Below are 13,168 nucleotides of genomic sequence, written 5' to 3'. Positions count from 1 at the left end.
ATGAACGCCCTCAACTCCCTGATGGACGGCTTCGGTACGGCGCTCACTCCCGTCAACCTGCTGTGGGCCGCGCTCGGCGTGCTGCTCGGCACCGCGATCGGCGTACTGCCCGGCATCGGCCCCGCAATGGCGGTCGCACTCCTGCTGCCGGTGACCTACGGACTCGAACCGATCGGCGCGTTCATCATGTTCGCGGGGATCTACTACGGGGCGATGTTCGGCGGCTCGACCACCTCGATCCTGCTGAACACGCCCGGCGAGAGCGCTGCCGTGGTCGCGGCCATGGAAGGCAACCCCATGGCCAAGTCGGGCCGCGGCGCGCAGGCGCTCGCGGCCGCCGCCATCGGCCACTTCGCGGGCGGTCTGATCGGCACGGTCCTGCTGGTCGCGCTCGCCCCGACGGTCGCCGAACTGGCGGTGGACATCGGTGCGCCGGACTACTTCGCCATCATGGTGCTGGCGTTCATCGCGGTCACGTCGGTGCTGGGCTCGTCGCGGATCCGAGGACTCGCGTCCCTGCTCATCGGCCTGACCCTCGGCCTGGTCGGCCTGGACCAGATGACCGGTCAGCAGCGGCTCACCTTCGGCTCACTCCAACTCGCCGACGGCATCGACGTGGTGATCGTGGCGGTGGGCCTGTTCGCGATCGGCGAGGCCCTGTGGGTGGCGGCGCACCTGCGGCGCAGTCCCGGCGAACCGATCCCGGTGGGCCGGCCCTGGCTGGGCCGTGACGATGTGAAGCGGACCTGGAAGTCGTGGCTGCGCGGGCCGTTCATCGGTTTCCCGTTCGGCGCGATCCCGGCGGGCGGCGCGGAGATCCCCACCTTCCTGTCGTACGCGACGGAGAAGCGCCTGTCGAAACACCCGGACGACTGGGGCAAGGGCGCGATCGAGGGCGTGGCGGGACCGGAGTCGGCGGCGTCCGCCTCCGCGGCGGGGACCCTGGTGTCCATGCTGACCCTGGGTCTGCCGACGACAGCGGTCGCGGCCGTCATGCTGGCGGCCTTCCAGCAGTACGGCATCCAGCCGGGCCCGCTCCTCTTCGAACGCGAGCCCGAGCTGGTGTGGGGCCTGATCGCCTCGCTCTTCGTGGGCATGGTGCTGCTGCTCGCGCTCAACCTGCCGCTGGCTCCGGTGTGGGCGAAGCTGCTGCGCATCCCCCGGCCGTACCTGTACGCGGGCATCCTGTTCTTCGCGGCGGTCGGCGCCTACGCGGTCGGCGGCGAGGTCATCGACCTGGTGATCCTCCTGATCATCGGCCTGATCGGGTTCGGCATGCGGCGGTACGGCCTGCCGGTGCTGCCCGCCGTCATCGGCGTCATCCTCGGCCCTAACGCCGAACAGCAACTGCGGCGCGCCCTGCAGATCAGCGACGGCAGCGTCACGGGACTGGTCAACACGCCGTTCGCGGTGACCGTGTACGCGGTGACGGTACTGCTGCTGATCTGGCCCCTGATCAGGAAGCTCGTGACGCGGGGCCGCGTGAAGGCCTGAACCGCCGCCGCTCCCGGGAGAGCGTGAAAGGCGACCGCGGTGGTGGTGTCCACCGCGGTCGCCTTTCACGTGTCCGAACCGTCCGGACCTCAGCTGATGCCGTGCACGCGCTGGGTGGTCAGCTCGTAGCGGGCTCCGACGATGGCGAGTTCACCGGTCTTCACCTTGGCGGCGAGGTCGGGGTCCGCCGCGAGCCGTGCGCGGACGGACCGTATGTTGGCGTCGATCGTCGCGTCGATGCGCGCGGCTCCCTCTTTGGCGCGATCGATGGCCGGGCTGATCTGGTCGGCCAAGTACTGGATGTGGTTGGGCAGTTTCTTACCCGACTCGTCGGCCTCGACGGTGGCCTTCACGGCCCCGCACGACTGGTGGCCGAGCACCACGAGCAGCGGGATCTGGAGTTCGAGCACGCCGTACGCGAGGCTGCCGAGTACGGCTTCGTCGAGGACCTGGCCCGCGCTGCGTATGGTCATCAGGTCGCCGAGGCCCTGGTCGAAGACCAGCTCCGGAGGTACCCGGGAGTCGATGCAGCCGAGAACGAGGGCGAAGGGATGCTGACTGGTCGTCAGCGTCTGCCGGACGGCCGGAGACTCGTCGGGGTGCCGTTCACGGAAGGTGCGCCAGCGGCGGTTGCCCGCCTCCAGCTCCCGCAGTGCCTCCTCGGCGTTGGCGGGCCGCTTGCGTGCGGCAGCGGCGGGTGCCGCGGCCGCGGGTTCGGCGCCCATGGCCAGGCCCGCGCCGAGTGCCGTGGTTCCGGCGAGCGCGGCGCGCAGGAGGGAACGCCGGGCAGGGATCGTCGCACCGGACGTCCGGGCGACGGATGCCGTCCGCTGAGCGCGGGCGGCTGTGTGGGGTGTTGGGTCAGAGATCACGGACGGGAACGTACGTCCGACCGGCCGCTCCTGGCGTGGGCTTACTGAATCATGGGGAAGCGTTGACAAGTCATGACCAAGCGTTGGCGAATCATGAGCGAGCGTTGAACTGTTCTTGGCAGCGACGAGAGAGTTCCCGATCGACCGAAGTCCAGGGATGATCGGTGAACGCCTTGCTCTCCGTCGCCGCGTCGACTTAGCCTCCTTTTGTGCCGCGAATAAACAAAACCCGTAAGCACAACGCCGTGCCGGGCCGCCGCAGCAGCGACCTCACCCGCCTTCGCGTCGCCCTGACCGTCTTCTTCGCCCTCGACGGCTTCGTCTTCGCGGGCTGGGTCGTACGCATCCCCGCCATCAAGGAACAGACCGGCGCGTCCGCCAGTGCGCTGGGTCTCGCGCTGCTCGGCGTGTCCGCCGGAGCCGTCGTCACGATGATGCTCACGGGACGGCTGTGCGACCGTTACGGCAGCCATCGCGTGACCGTCGTTTGCGGCGTCCTCCTGTCCCTGAGCGTCGCGCTGCCCCCGCTCACCCACTCCGCCCTCGCCCTCGGCGCCGTGCTGCTGGTCTTCGGCGCCGCGTACGGCGGGATCAACGTGGCCTTCAACAGCGCCGCGGTCGACCTCGTGGCCGTACTGCGGCGCCCGATCATGCCGAGTTTCCACGCCGCGTTCAGCCTGGGCGGCATGGTCGGCGCCGGGCTCGGCGGACTGGTCGCGGGCTCCCTGTCCCCCGCACGGCACCTGCTGGGTCTGACAGTGATCGGCCTGCTGGTGACCGCCCTCGCCGGACGCGCCCTGCTGCGGTGCGGGACCCCGGAACCGGCGGCCACCGACGAGCCCGGGGGACGCCTGGGGCGCGAGGTCCGGGTGCCGCGGAAGCCCGGCACCCGGACCCGCCGGCTGGTCGTCGTCTTCGGCCTGATCGCCCTCTGCACGGCGTACGGCGAAGGCGCCCTGGCCGACTGGGGCGCGCTGCACCTGGAGCAGGACCTGGGCGCCCGTCCTGGGGTCGCCGCGGCGGGATACACCTGTTTCGCGCTCGCCATGACGATCGGCCGGCTCACCGGGACCAGACTCCTGGAACGGCTCGGGCGGAGCCGGACCGTGGTCGCCGGCGGCGCCATGGCCACCGCCGGAATGCTGCTCGGCTCGCTCTCGCCCTCCCTGTGGGCGGCCCTGCTCGGCTTCGCCGTCACCGGGCTCGGACTCGCGAACATCTTCCCGATCGCCGTCGAACGCGCCTGAGCGCTGGCGGGCCCCAGCGGCGTCGCCACCGCCTCCACCCTCGGCTACGGCGGCATGCTCCTCGGACCGCCCGCGATCGGGTTCATGGCGGACTGGTTCTCCTTGTCCGCCGCTCTCACCAGCGTGGCCGCGCTGGCGGCGGTGGCGGCGGTGGCGGCCGCCATCGGGTACGCGACCCGACGGGCGACGCAGGCCGACATCTGACCGGCCGACGTACCCGAGCCGCCGCACTCCCGGCCGGGTCGAAACGTCAACGGCTCGCCTGCTCCCCCGGCCGACGGCACGGGGCACGCGACACGCGACACGCGACACGCGAGAGTACGCACGAAGGCGCCGCGCGACACCCCGGGACGGAACACACGCGCCCCGTACCGCCGCCGCTCAGCCGCACACGGCACAGTGGTACCCACCGCACCCGATGAATCGGAAAGTTGATGTCATGACCGACAAGCTCACCGTCAGCGTCCTGGGCACCGGGATCATGGGCGCCGCGATGGCCCGTAACCTCGCCCGGGCCGGGCACTCCGTCCGGGCCTGGAACCGCAGCCGTGACAAGGCCGAACCTCTCGCCGCCGACGGCGCACACGTCGCCGGCACGCCCGCCGAAGCCGTCGAGGGCGCCGACGTCGTCCTGACCATGCTGTACGACGGTCCTGCCGCGCTGGACGTGATGCGACAGGCCTCACCCGCCCTGCGCACCGGCACCGCCTGGGTGCAGTCGACGACCGCCGGCATCGAAGCCGTCGGCGAACTGGCCGCGTTCGCCCGCGAGAAGGGCCTGGTCTTCTACGACGCGCCCGTGCTCGGCACCCGACAGCCCGCCGAGGCAGGCCAGTTGCTCGTCCTCGCAGCCGGGCCGAGCGACGGCCGGGAGGCCGTGACGCCGGTCTTCGACGCGGTCGGTACCCGCACGGTGTGGACCGGCGAGGACGGAGCGGCGGGCACCGCCACCCGTCTCAAGCTCGTGGCCAACAGCTGGGTCCTCGCCGCCACCAGTGCGACCGGCGAGGTCCTCGCCCTGGCCGGGGCCCTGGGCGTGGATCCGCAGAGCTTCTTCGACGCCATCGCCGGCGGCCCGCTCGACATGGGATACCTGCACGCCAAGAGCGCTCTGATCCTGGAGGACCGGTTGTCTCCGGCGGCCTTCGCCGTGTCCACCGCCGCCAAGGACGCCCGCCTGATCGTCGAGGCCGGCGAGCAGCACGGGCTCCGCCTCGATGTCGCGGCCGCGAGCGCCGAGCGTTTCGCGCGCGCCGCCGCGCAGGGTCACGCCGACGAGGACATGGCCGCCGCGTACTTCGCGAGCTTCGACGAGAACTCCGGGAACTGAATCGCGGAGTGCGGACGAGCGGGCCGGAGGGGGCCACCTCCCTTGGAGTCCTCTCCATCCTGCACACTTCCCCCATGGAGATCGCCGAGTTCATACGAGTCCTGGACCGGGAAGGCCGGACGCTGACCGCGGCCGCCGAGAAGGCCGGGCCGGGCGCCGAGGTGCGTACCTGCCCGGGCTGGCGGGTGCGGGACCTGCTGCGGCACACCGGCATGGTGCACCGGTGGGCCACGGCGTTCGTCGCCGAGGGGCACACGTCGTACCGGCCGGACGGCGGCCTGCCGGACCTCGACGGCGCAGAACTGCTGACGTGGTTCCACCGCGGGCACCGGCGGCTCGTCGACACGCTCACCGCCGCGCCGCCCGACGTGGACTGCTGGGCTTTCATGCCCGCCCCGTCACCGCTCGCGTTCTGGGCTCGGCGGCAGGCCCACGAGACGACCGTGCACCGGGCCGACGCCGAGTCCGCACTCGGCGGCGAACCGAGCGCGATCGCCGTGGACTTCGCGGTCGACGGCATCGACGAGCTGCTGCTCCGCTTCCATGCGCGCGACAAGAGCAGGGTGCGTACGGACGAGCCACGCGTACTGCGGGTCCGGGCCACGGACACGGACGCCGCGTGGACCGTACGCCTGTCGTCCGGGCCGCCTGCAGCCGAGCGGGGTGAAGTGGCGGACGCCGACTGCGAGTTCACGGGCACGGCCGCGCAGCTCTACCTGGCGCTGTGGAACCGTCGGCCCGTCCCGGGCGTGACGGGGGACGCGTCACTCGCGACGCTGTGGCGGGAAAGGTCGGGCGTCACCTGGAGCTGAGCGACCGGCCGTCGGGTCCCCCTGCCCGGCACAGTGCCCCGACCGCGACTCGGCCGACCGGCAACCCCGCTGGAACGCCGACCGGAAGGGCCAGGCCACCGGCAGCGGCACCAGCGGTCAGTCCTGGGCCCCGCCGGCCAACATCCGCCCCAGCACCGCCCGTTGCAGCGGCAGCACCTCGCCGTGCAGGGTGCGCCCCTTCGGTGTGAGGGACACGCGCACGCCCCGGCGGTCCTCCGGGCACATGCAGCGCTCCACCAGGCCGTCCTTCTCCAAGCGGCCGATCAGCCGGGACAGCGCGCTCTGGCTCAGGTGCACCCGCTCGGCGATCTCCTGGACGCGACAGGCGAGCCCGCCGTCGGCGGGTACGCCCGCGGCCAGTACGTCGAGAACCTCGAAGTCGCTGGCACCCAGGCCGTGTTGGTGAAGCGCACGGTCAAGTTCGCACAGTGTGCGGGCGTGCACCGCGAGGATGTCGCGCCACTGGCCCACGAGCCCCTGCTCGGCCTTCTCGACAGCCGCCATGGCCGCACCCTAGCAAAAATCCGCCTTTGTTGCATCGGAATTAAATGCTCTTGCATTGAATGCATGCGCATGTACTGTGTGGCGCATGACCTCTCCGCTCACCTCCCCCGCGGCCCAGGGGCGCTGGACGCCTCGCCTGTGGGGCACCCTCCTGGTGCTCTGTGCCGCGATGTTCCTCGACGCGCTGGACGTGTCGATGGTCGGTGTCGCCCTCCCGTCCATCGGTTCCGAACTCGACCTCTCCACCTCGACCCTGCAGTGGATCGTCAGCGGCTACATACTCGGTTACGGCGGCCTGCTCCTCCTCGGCGGCCGCACCGCGGACCTCCTCGGCCGCCGTCAGGTCTTCCTGGTGGCCCTCGGCGTCTTCGCTCTCGCCTCACTGCTCGGCGGACTCGTCGACTCCGGACCGCTGCTGATCGCGAGCCGGTTCATCAAGGGCCTGAGCGCCGCGTTCACCGCGCCCGCCGGCCTGTCGATCATCACCACGACCTTCCCGGAGGGCCCGCTGCGCAACCGCGCCCTCTCGATCTACACGACCTGCGCCGCCACCGGCTTCTCGATGGGCCTCGTCCTGTCCGGCCTGCTCACCGAGGCCAGTTGGCGCCTGACCATGCTGCTGCCCGCGCCCATCGCGGTGATCGCCCTGGTCGCCGGTCTGAAGCTCATTCCGCGCAGCGAACGCGACCGGACCCACCGCGGCTACGACATCCCCGGCGCCGTCCTCGGCACCGCCTCGATGCTGTTGCTCGTCTTCACCGTCGTCCAGGCACCCGAGGTGGGCTGGACCACGGCCCGTACGCTGCTGTCGTTCCTCGCGGTCGCGGTCCTGCTCACCGTCTTCGTACGCGTCGAGCGGCGCAGCCCGAGCCCGCTGATCCGGCTGGGCGTGCTGCGCTCGGGCAACCAGATCCGGGCCCAGCTGGGCGCCATGATGTTCTTCGGCTCGTACGTCGGCTTCCAGTTCCTCGTCACCCTCTACATGCAGTCGCTGCTCGGCTGGTCGGCTCTGCACACCGCGCTCGCCTTCCTGCCCGCGGGCGCGCTGGTGGCCCTGTCCGCGACGAAGATGGGCGCGATCGTCGACCGGTTCGGGACACCGCGGCTCATCGTGGCGGGCTTCGCCCTGATGGTCGTCGGCTACGCGCTGTTCCTGCGCGTCGACCTGGACCCGGTGTACGCGGCGGTGATCCTGCCGTCGATGCTGCTGATCGGCGCGGCCTGCGCGCTGGTCTTCCCGTCGCTCAACATCCAGGCCACCAACGGCGTCGACGACCACGAGCAGGGCATGGTGTCGGGCCTGCTCAACACCTCGGTGCAGGTGGGCGGCGCGATCTTCCTGGCGATCGTGACGGCCGTCGTGACGGCGAACTCCTCCGGCGGTTCCTCGCCGCAGGCGGTCCTCGACAGCTACCGGCCCGGCCTGGTCGTGGTGACCGCGGTCGCCCTGGCAGGCCTGCTGATCACGGCCACCGGGCTGCGCGGGCAGCGTACGCGGCAGACGACGATCCTGGTCGCCAAGTCCGGTCCTGCCTCTGACACCGGGGGCGTCCCGGGGACCGGGGCCGATCAGGGAGAAGACCTCGTGCGGGAGGACGGGCGCGTGGCGGCCCGCGACTGATCCCGTGATCGGTGGCGTGCGCCCGGTGGGCTTTCTTGCCCACCGGGCGCGCTGCTGTGACACTCCCCGTATGGGACACACCGGGGGACGACGGACCCAGTCCGAGCGGGACGCGATCACCGTGGAGATCGGATACGCCGTGGCCAGCGCCGTGTTCGCCGCGGCGGTGGTGTTCGGGGTCGTCGTCGGTCCCGCACTGCTCTTCGACCTGCCGGACGGCCTCGAGGGAGTCCTGCTCGCCGCCGGGACGGCACTCGCGGCCGTCCTCTTCCTCCTGCGGGTGGTCTCGGTGCTGGTCCGGTTCCGGCAGGGGCCTCAGCCGAGCCAGCCGGGCCGCACGAGCCCCGACTCGTAGGCGAGCACGACGAGTTGGGCCCGATCTCGGGCACCGAGCTTCACCATGGTGCGGCTGACGTGGGTCTTGGCCGTCAGGGGGCTGACCACGAGACGCCGCGCGATCTCGTCGTTCGTCAGTCCGATGCCGACCAGCGCCATCACCTCCCGTTCCCGCTCGGTGAGTCCGGCGAGCGCGTCCGCGGCCGCCGGTTCCTTCGAGCGGGCCGCGAACTCTGCGATCAGACGTCGCGTCACACCCGGTGAGAGCAGCGCGTCCCCCTCGACCACCGCCCGGACGGCACGCAGGAGTTCGTCCGGTTCGGTGTCCTTGACGAGGAATCCGGACGCCCCGCACCGAATCGCCTCGAAGACGTACTCGTCGAGTTCGAACGTGGTGAGCATGACGACCCTGACGTCCCGCAGGTCCGGGTCGTCGGTGATACGACGGGTCGCGGCGAGACCGTCGAGCGACGGCATCCGGATGTCCATCAGGACGACGTCGGGGCGCAGTTCGCGTACTCCCCGCAGGGCCTCCTCCCCGTCGGCGGCCTCGCCGACCACCTCGATGTCCGGCTGGGCGTCCAGGAGCGCCTTGAACCCCGCACGGACCAGTGACTGGTCGTCGGCGAGCAGTACGTGGATCACCGGTCCTCCTCGAACTCGCGGGACTCTGCGGTTTCTTCGGGCGCCGGGGGCATCCCGGACGTGGAGGGCCGACCGGGCTCCGGGGGCCTCGCGGGCTGCGAGGTCGTCCCGGGCCGTGAGGAACTGCCACGCTTCCCGGGCTGCGCGGGCGATGCCCCCGGCGCCCCGCGGGCGTTCCTCAGAGGCAGCACCGCCAGAACCCGGAAACCGCCGTCCTCTCGCGGTCCGGCCTCGATCGTGCCACCCAGGGCCGCCGCCCGCTCCCGCATTCCGGCCAGTCCGTTGCCGCTGCCGCCCGCGTCCTCGCCGGTCGCCGGGCCGTCGTCGTCGACACGCAGCCGCAACGCGTCGGCCGTGCGGTCGACCCGCACGCGCGCGAAGCGTGACCCCGAGTGCCGTACGACGTTGGTCAGCGCCTCCTGGACGATACGGAAAGCGGCGAGATCGGCACCCGGAGACAGCTTCCGGTCCCCGCCCCGGTTCTCCACGGCGACGGTCAGCCCTGCGCCCGCGGCCTGTTCCACGAGTTCGGGAAGCCGGTCGAGCCCGGGCGCCGGAGCGCGCGGCGCGTCTCCGGGCGTGCGGAGTGTGTCGAGTACCTGGCGCACTTCTCCCAGTGCCTCCTTGCTCGCGGCCTTGATGGTCGTGAGCGCGGTGCGGGCCTGCTCCGGGTCGGAGTCGAGCAGCGCGAGACCCACACCCGCCTGGACGTTGATGACCGAGATGCTGTGCGCCAGGACGTCGTGCAGTTCGCGGGCGATGCGCAGCCGTTCCTCGTCGGCGCGCCGCCTGGCCGCCTGCCTGCGCTCCGCCCGGTCGCGGTCCCACTGCTCACGGCGGACGCGGGCGAGTTCGGAGACCGCGAGGATCGCCACGATCCAGGCGGCGACGGCCACCTCGTCACCCCACGAGGAGGCCGGGTCACCCTTCGGCGGCAGCCATCGGTAGAACGCGTGCCCCACCAGGAGATGAACCACCCACAACGTACCGAGCGCGGCCCAGGCCGCCCGGCGGTGCCCTGCCACGACCGCGCTGAAGCAGGCGAGCGCGACCGTGAGGAAGATCGGCCCGTACGGGTATCCCACGCTGAAGTAGAGGAGAGCCGAGGCCGAGGTGCCGTACATCACGAGCACCGGGTAACGCTGCCGCCACAGGAGCAGGAGAGTGCCTGCGAGGAGCAGGACCCGGGCCAGGGCGTCGAGCTGCTCCCGCTCGGGCTGTCCCTCGGCGGCGAAATTGCTCCCGACGAGGACGAACAGGGTGAGGAGCAGCGTCGAGCGCCACGGCAGCCGAGGGCGGCGGACGCCTTCTTCCTCCTCGTCGCGGTGGTTCCACCACGGTGGCCCGGGCCACCGGCGCCGCGGCGGTCCGCCGCGGGTCCAGGGAGGTCCGCCGCACCGGCGTGTGCGCTGCTCTTCCATGCCGGCCACGCTAGACGCCACGGGCCGCCGGGGGCGTCAGCCGGGCGAGGTGATCACACCTACTCCCGGCGGAGTACCCGGCGCCCGGTCCGGCGGCGGTCAGCGGTCGAGCGCTGTCAGGGCACGCCCCGCCATCGGATGCGTACGCACCATCTCACCCAGCGAGGTGGAGCCCCGGGTGATGCCCGTGAACGCCTTCCACGCGGGCCTGAAGCCCGTGAGCGCGGCATGGAACACCCCGGGCCGCCGCTCGAAGATCGCGAGCATGCGCTTGCCGATGCTCATCTCCACTCCCAGCCCCGCCTTGATCGCGAAGGCGTAGTTCAGCGCCTGCCGGCGGACGTCCACCGCGTCGTGTGCTTCCGCGATCCGCACCGCCCATTCCCCCGCGAGCCGCCCCGAACGCAGCGCGAAGGAGATCCCCTCGCGGGTCCACGGCTCCAGGAGCCCCGCCGCGTCCCCGCACACCAGCACCCGGCCCCGCGACAGCGGCGAGTCGTCGGCGCGGCAGCGTGTCAGGTGCCCGGACGAGATGCTGGGCTCGAAGCCGGCGAGGCCGAGCCGGGCGACGAAGTCCTCCAGGTACCGCTTGGTGGCGGCGCCCTCGCCCCGCGCCGAGATCACTCCGACGGTGAGGGTGTCACCCTTGGGGAACACCCATCCGTAACTGCCGGGAAGGGGGCCCCAGTCGATGAGGACCCGCCCCTTCCAGTCCTCCGCGACCGTCTCCGGCACCGGGATCTCCACCTCCAGGCCGAGGTCGACCTGGTCGAGCTTCACCCCGACGTGTGCTCCTATGCGGCTGGCGCTGCCGTCCGCGCCGACCACGGCCCGCGCCAGCACCGTCTCGCCGTCCTGGAGGACCACGGCCACCGTGCGCCGGTCCGGGACCGCCGAGCCGTGCTGTTCGACCCGCGAGACCGTCACCCCCGTACGCAGTTCGGCGCCCGCCTTCTGCGCGTGCTCGACGAGCTGCTGGTCGAACTCCGGCCGGTTGATGAGCCCGAAGAGCATCTGCTTGGAACGGCGGGTGCGCGCGAACTTGCCGTCGAGCGAGAACGTGACCGCGTGGACCCGGTCCTGCAACGGCAGCTCGAACCCGGGTGGCAGTGCGTCACGGGTCGGTCCGATGATGCCGCCGCCGCACGTTTTGTAGCGGGGCAGTTCCGCCTTCTCCAGCAACAGGACGCGACGCCCCGCGACCGCTGCCGCATAGGCGGCCGAGGCGCCCGCGGGCCCCGCGCCGACGACGACGACGTCCCACACCCGCTGTGCGTCGTCCGAAGAGTTCTCGCTGCTCACGATGGTCTGCTGCTCCGATCCAGCCGCCTGCCGCATCTGCTCCACGCATCCTACGGCCGTGTCCGGCGAAGACCGCTGTGGGAGGATCGGCAGCGTATGCGACGCGCACACCCGCACCCGCGTGCATCGCCCCCGTACCCACCCGTACAACGTCGCACCCATGAGGAGCGTGCCCATGTCGTCGAATCCGGTCGCCGAGACCGTCGCCTCGCTGATGCCCAGGGCGAAGGCGGAACTCACCGAGCTGGTGGCCTTCAAGTCGGTGGCGGACTTCGACCAGTTCCCCAGGAGCGAGAGCGAGGGCGCCGCGAACTGGGCGGCCGACGCACTGCGTGCCGAGGGTTTCCAGGACGTCGCCCTGCTCGACACACCTGACGGCACACAGTCGGTGTACGGCCTCCTGCCCGGTCCCGAGGGCGCGAAGACCGTCCTCCTGTACGCGCACTACGACGTGCAGCCGCCGCTCGACGAGGCCGGCTGGGCGACGCCACCGTTCGAGCTGACCGAGCGGGACGGGCGCTGGTACGGGCGCGGGGCGGCGGACTGCAAGGGCGGCCTGGTCATGCACCTGCTGGCGCTGCGTGCCCTCGGGGCGAACGGCGGTGTCCCGGTCCACGTCAAGGTGATCGTGGAGGGATCGGAGGAGCAGGGCACGGGAGGCCTGGAGCGGTACGCCGAGGAGCACCCCGAGCTCCTCGCCGCCGACACGATCGTCATCGGCGACGCCGGGAACTTCCGGGTCGGCGTGCCGACGGTCACCGCCTCGCTGCGCGGTATGACGCTCCTCCACGTCCGGGTGGACACCCTCGAAGGCAACCTGCACTCGGGGCAGTTCGGCGGCGCGGCGCCCGACGCGCTGGGCGCGCTGATCCGCGTACTCGACTCGCTGCGTGCCGAGGACGGCTCGACGACGGTCGACGGGCTCACGGCCACCTCGCGGTGGGACGGTCTGCAGTACGACGAGGAGCAGTTCCGCAAGGACGCCAAGGTCCTCGACGGTGTCGGGCTGATCGGCTCGGGCACGGTCGCCGACCGCATCTGGGCGCGGCCCGCCGTGACGGTGCTCGGCATCGACTGCCCGCCGGTGATCGGCGCCACCCCGTCCGTGCAGGCGGGCGCCCGCGCGCTGGTCAGTCTGCGCGTGCCGGCGGGCGTGGACGCCGCCGAGGCGACCAAGCTGCTCCAGGCCCACCTGGAGGCGCACACCCCGTGGGGTGCGCGGGTGCACACCGAGCAGATCGGTCAGGGGCAGCCGTTCCGCGCCGACACCGCCAGCCCCGCGTACGCGGCGATGGCGGAGGCGATGAGTGCCGCGTACGACGGCGCCGAGATGCAGTACGCGGGGCAGGGCGGCTCCATCCCGCTGTGCAACACGCTCGCCTCCCTGTACCCGCGGGCGGAGATCCTGCTGATCGGGCTGAGTGAGCCGGAGGCGCAGATCCACGCCGTGAACGAGAGCGTGTCGCCCGAGGAGCTGGAGCGGCTCGCCGTCGCGGAGGCCCTGTTCCTGCGGAACTACGCGGCGAGCTGAGCGAGTTCGCCGGGCACGGCCCCGCACCGCGG

At 71.8% G+C, this 13,168-nt stretch carries 11 protein-coding genes and 1 pseudogene; 7 read left to right on the top strand and 5 right to left on the bottom strand.

Annotated features, from left to right (window positions below; genetic code table 11):
• Window positions 1-1,494, top strand: coding sequence for a tripartite tricarboxylate transporter permease (locus tag O1Q96_RS17835; protein ID WP_269249128.1), 1,494 nt, complete (start codon window positions 1-3; stop codon window positions 1,492-1,494).
• 89 nt (window positions 1,495-1,583) lie between these two features.
• On the opposite strand, the gene O1Q96_RS17830 is transcribed toward O1Q96_RS17835, so the two are convergent.
• Window positions 1,584-2,366, bottom strand: a complete 783-nt coding sequence (locus O1Q96_RS17830) for a carbonic anhydrase (protein WP_419586909.1) — start codon at window positions 2,364-2,366, stop codon at window positions 1,584-1,586.
• Window positions 2,367-2,611: 245 nt separating this feature from the next.
• On the opposite strand from O1Q96_RS17830, the pseudogene O1Q96_RS17825 reads away from it, so the two are divergent.
• The 3 genes and pseudogenes from O1Q96_RS17825 (at window position 2,612) to O1Q96_RS17815 (ending at window position 5,755) form a co-directional block, all read left to right on the top strand.
• Window positions 2,612-3,817: pseudogene (locus O1Q96_RS17825) on the top strand (MFS transporter).
• A 58-nt stretch (window positions 3,818-3,875) separates the two neighbouring features.
• On the top strand, window positions 3,876-4,943 hold the full coding sequence (locus O1Q96_RS17820) for an NAD(P)-dependent oxidoreductase (protein WP_269253625.1): 1,068 nt from the start codon (window positions 3,876-3,878) through the stop codon (window positions 4,941-4,943).
• A gap of 74 nt (window positions 4,944-5,017) precedes the next feature.
• Window positions 5,018-5,755, top strand: a complete 738-nt coding sequence (locus tag O1Q96_RS17815) for a maleylpyruvate isomerase family mycothiol-dependent enzyme (protein WP_269249127.1) — start codon at window positions 5,018-5,020, stop codon at window positions 5,753-5,755.
• 117 nt (window positions 5,756-5,872) lie between these two features.
• Here the strand turns inward: O1Q96_RS17815 and O1Q96_RS17810 are convergent, their stop codons facing one another.
• On the bottom strand, window positions 5,873-6,280 hold the full coding sequence (locus O1Q96_RS17810) for a MarR family winged helix-turn-helix transcriptional regulator (RefSeq protein WP_269249126.1): 408 nt from the start codon (window positions 6,278-6,280) through the stop codon (window positions 5,873-5,875).
• An 85-nt stretch (window positions 6,281-6,365) separates the two neighbouring features.
• Between O1Q96_RS17810 and O1Q96_RS17805 the strand changes: the two genes are divergently transcribed.
• Together O1Q96_RS17805 and O1Q96_RS17800 are read left to right on the top strand one after the other, a co-directional pair.
• Window positions 6,366-7,901, top strand: a complete 1,536-nt coding sequence (locus tag O1Q96_RS17805) for an MFS transporter (RefSeq protein WP_269249125.1) — start codon at window positions 6,366-6,368, stop codon at window positions 7,899-7,901.
• Between the two features lie 70 nt (window positions 7,902-7,971).
• Window positions 7,972-8,256: a DUF6332 family protein gene (locus tag O1Q96_RS17800; RefSeq protein WP_269249124.1), complete on the top strand. Its 285-nt coding sequence runs from the start codon at window positions 7,972-7,974 to the stop codon at window positions 8,254-8,256.
• Here the strand turns inward: O1Q96_RS17800 and O1Q96_RS17795 are convergent.
• The 3 genes from O1Q96_RS17795 to O1Q96_RS17785 all read right to left on the bottom strand — a co-directional run bounded on the left by O1Q96_RS17795 (window position 8,217) and on the right by O1Q96_RS17785 (window position 11,605).
• The gene (locus tag O1Q96_RS17795) at window positions 8,217-8,882 is read right to left on the bottom strand and encodes a response regulator (protein ID WP_217457366.1); all 666 of its coding nucleotides are present in this window, start codon (window positions 8,880-8,882) and stop codon (window positions 8,217-8,219) included. The genes O1Q96_RS17800 and O1Q96_RS17795 overlap by 40 nt on opposite strands.
• A complete protein-coding gene (locus tag O1Q96_RS17790) occupies window positions 8,879-10,312 on the bottom strand; it encodes a sensor histidine kinase (protein WP_419586908.1) in 1,434 nt (477 codons plus the stop codon). The genes O1Q96_RS17795 and O1Q96_RS17790 overlap by 4 nt, the downstream gene beginning before the upstream one ends.
• Window positions 10,313-10,402: 90 nt before the next feature.
• Window positions 10,403-11,605, bottom strand: coding sequence for a geranylgeranyl reductase family protein (locus O1Q96_RS17785; RefSeq protein ID WP_269253624.1), 1,203 nt, complete (start codon window positions 11,603-11,605; stop codon window positions 10,403-10,405).
• Between the two features lie 175 nt (window positions 11,606-11,780).
• On the opposite strand from O1Q96_RS17785, the gene O1Q96_RS17780 reads away from it, so the two are divergent.
• Window positions 11,781-13,136, top strand: coding sequence for a dipeptidase (locus O1Q96_RS17780; RefSeq protein WP_269249122.1), 1,356 nt, complete (start codon window positions 11,781-11,783; stop codon window positions 13,134-13,136).
• Window positions 13,137-13,168 lie beyond the last annotated feature (32 nt).

Source organism: Streptomyces aurantiacus (assembly GCF_027107535.1).
Classification (GTDB): domain Bacteria; phylum Actinomycetota; class Actinomycetes; order Streptomycetales; family Streptomycetaceae; genus Streptomyces.
This window is presented reverse-complemented; position numbering and strand designations above follow the sequence as displayed.

What these genes read in the sequence shown, in the direction of transcription:
- O1Q96_RS17805 (WP_269249125.1), top strand. Translation starts at nt 6,366, where the DNA reads ATGACCTCTCCGCTCACCTCCCCCGCGGCCCAGGGGCGCTGGACGCCT.
- O1Q96_RS17780 (WP_269249122.1), top strand. Translation starts at nt 11,781, where the DNA reads ATGTCGTCGAATCCGGTCGCCGAGACCGTCGCCTCGCTGATGCCCAGG.
- O1Q96_RS17835 (WP_269249128.1), top strand. Translation starts at nt 1, where the DNA reads ATGAACGCCCTCAACTCCCTGATGGACGGCTTCGGTACGGCGCTCACT.
- O1Q96_RS17800 (WP_269249124.1), top strand. Translation starts at nt 7,972, where the DNA reads ATGGGACACACCGGGGGACGACGGACCCAGTCCGAGCGGGACGCGATC.
- O1Q96_RS17810 (WP_269249126.1), bottom strand. Translation starts at nt 6,280, where the DNA reads ATGGCGGCTGTCGAGAAGGCCGAGCAGGGGCTCGTGGGCCAGTGGCGC.
- O1Q96_RS17815 (WP_269249127.1), top strand. Translation starts at nt 5,018, where the DNA reads ATGGAGATCGCCGAGTTCATACGAGTCCTGGACCGGGAAGGCCGGACG.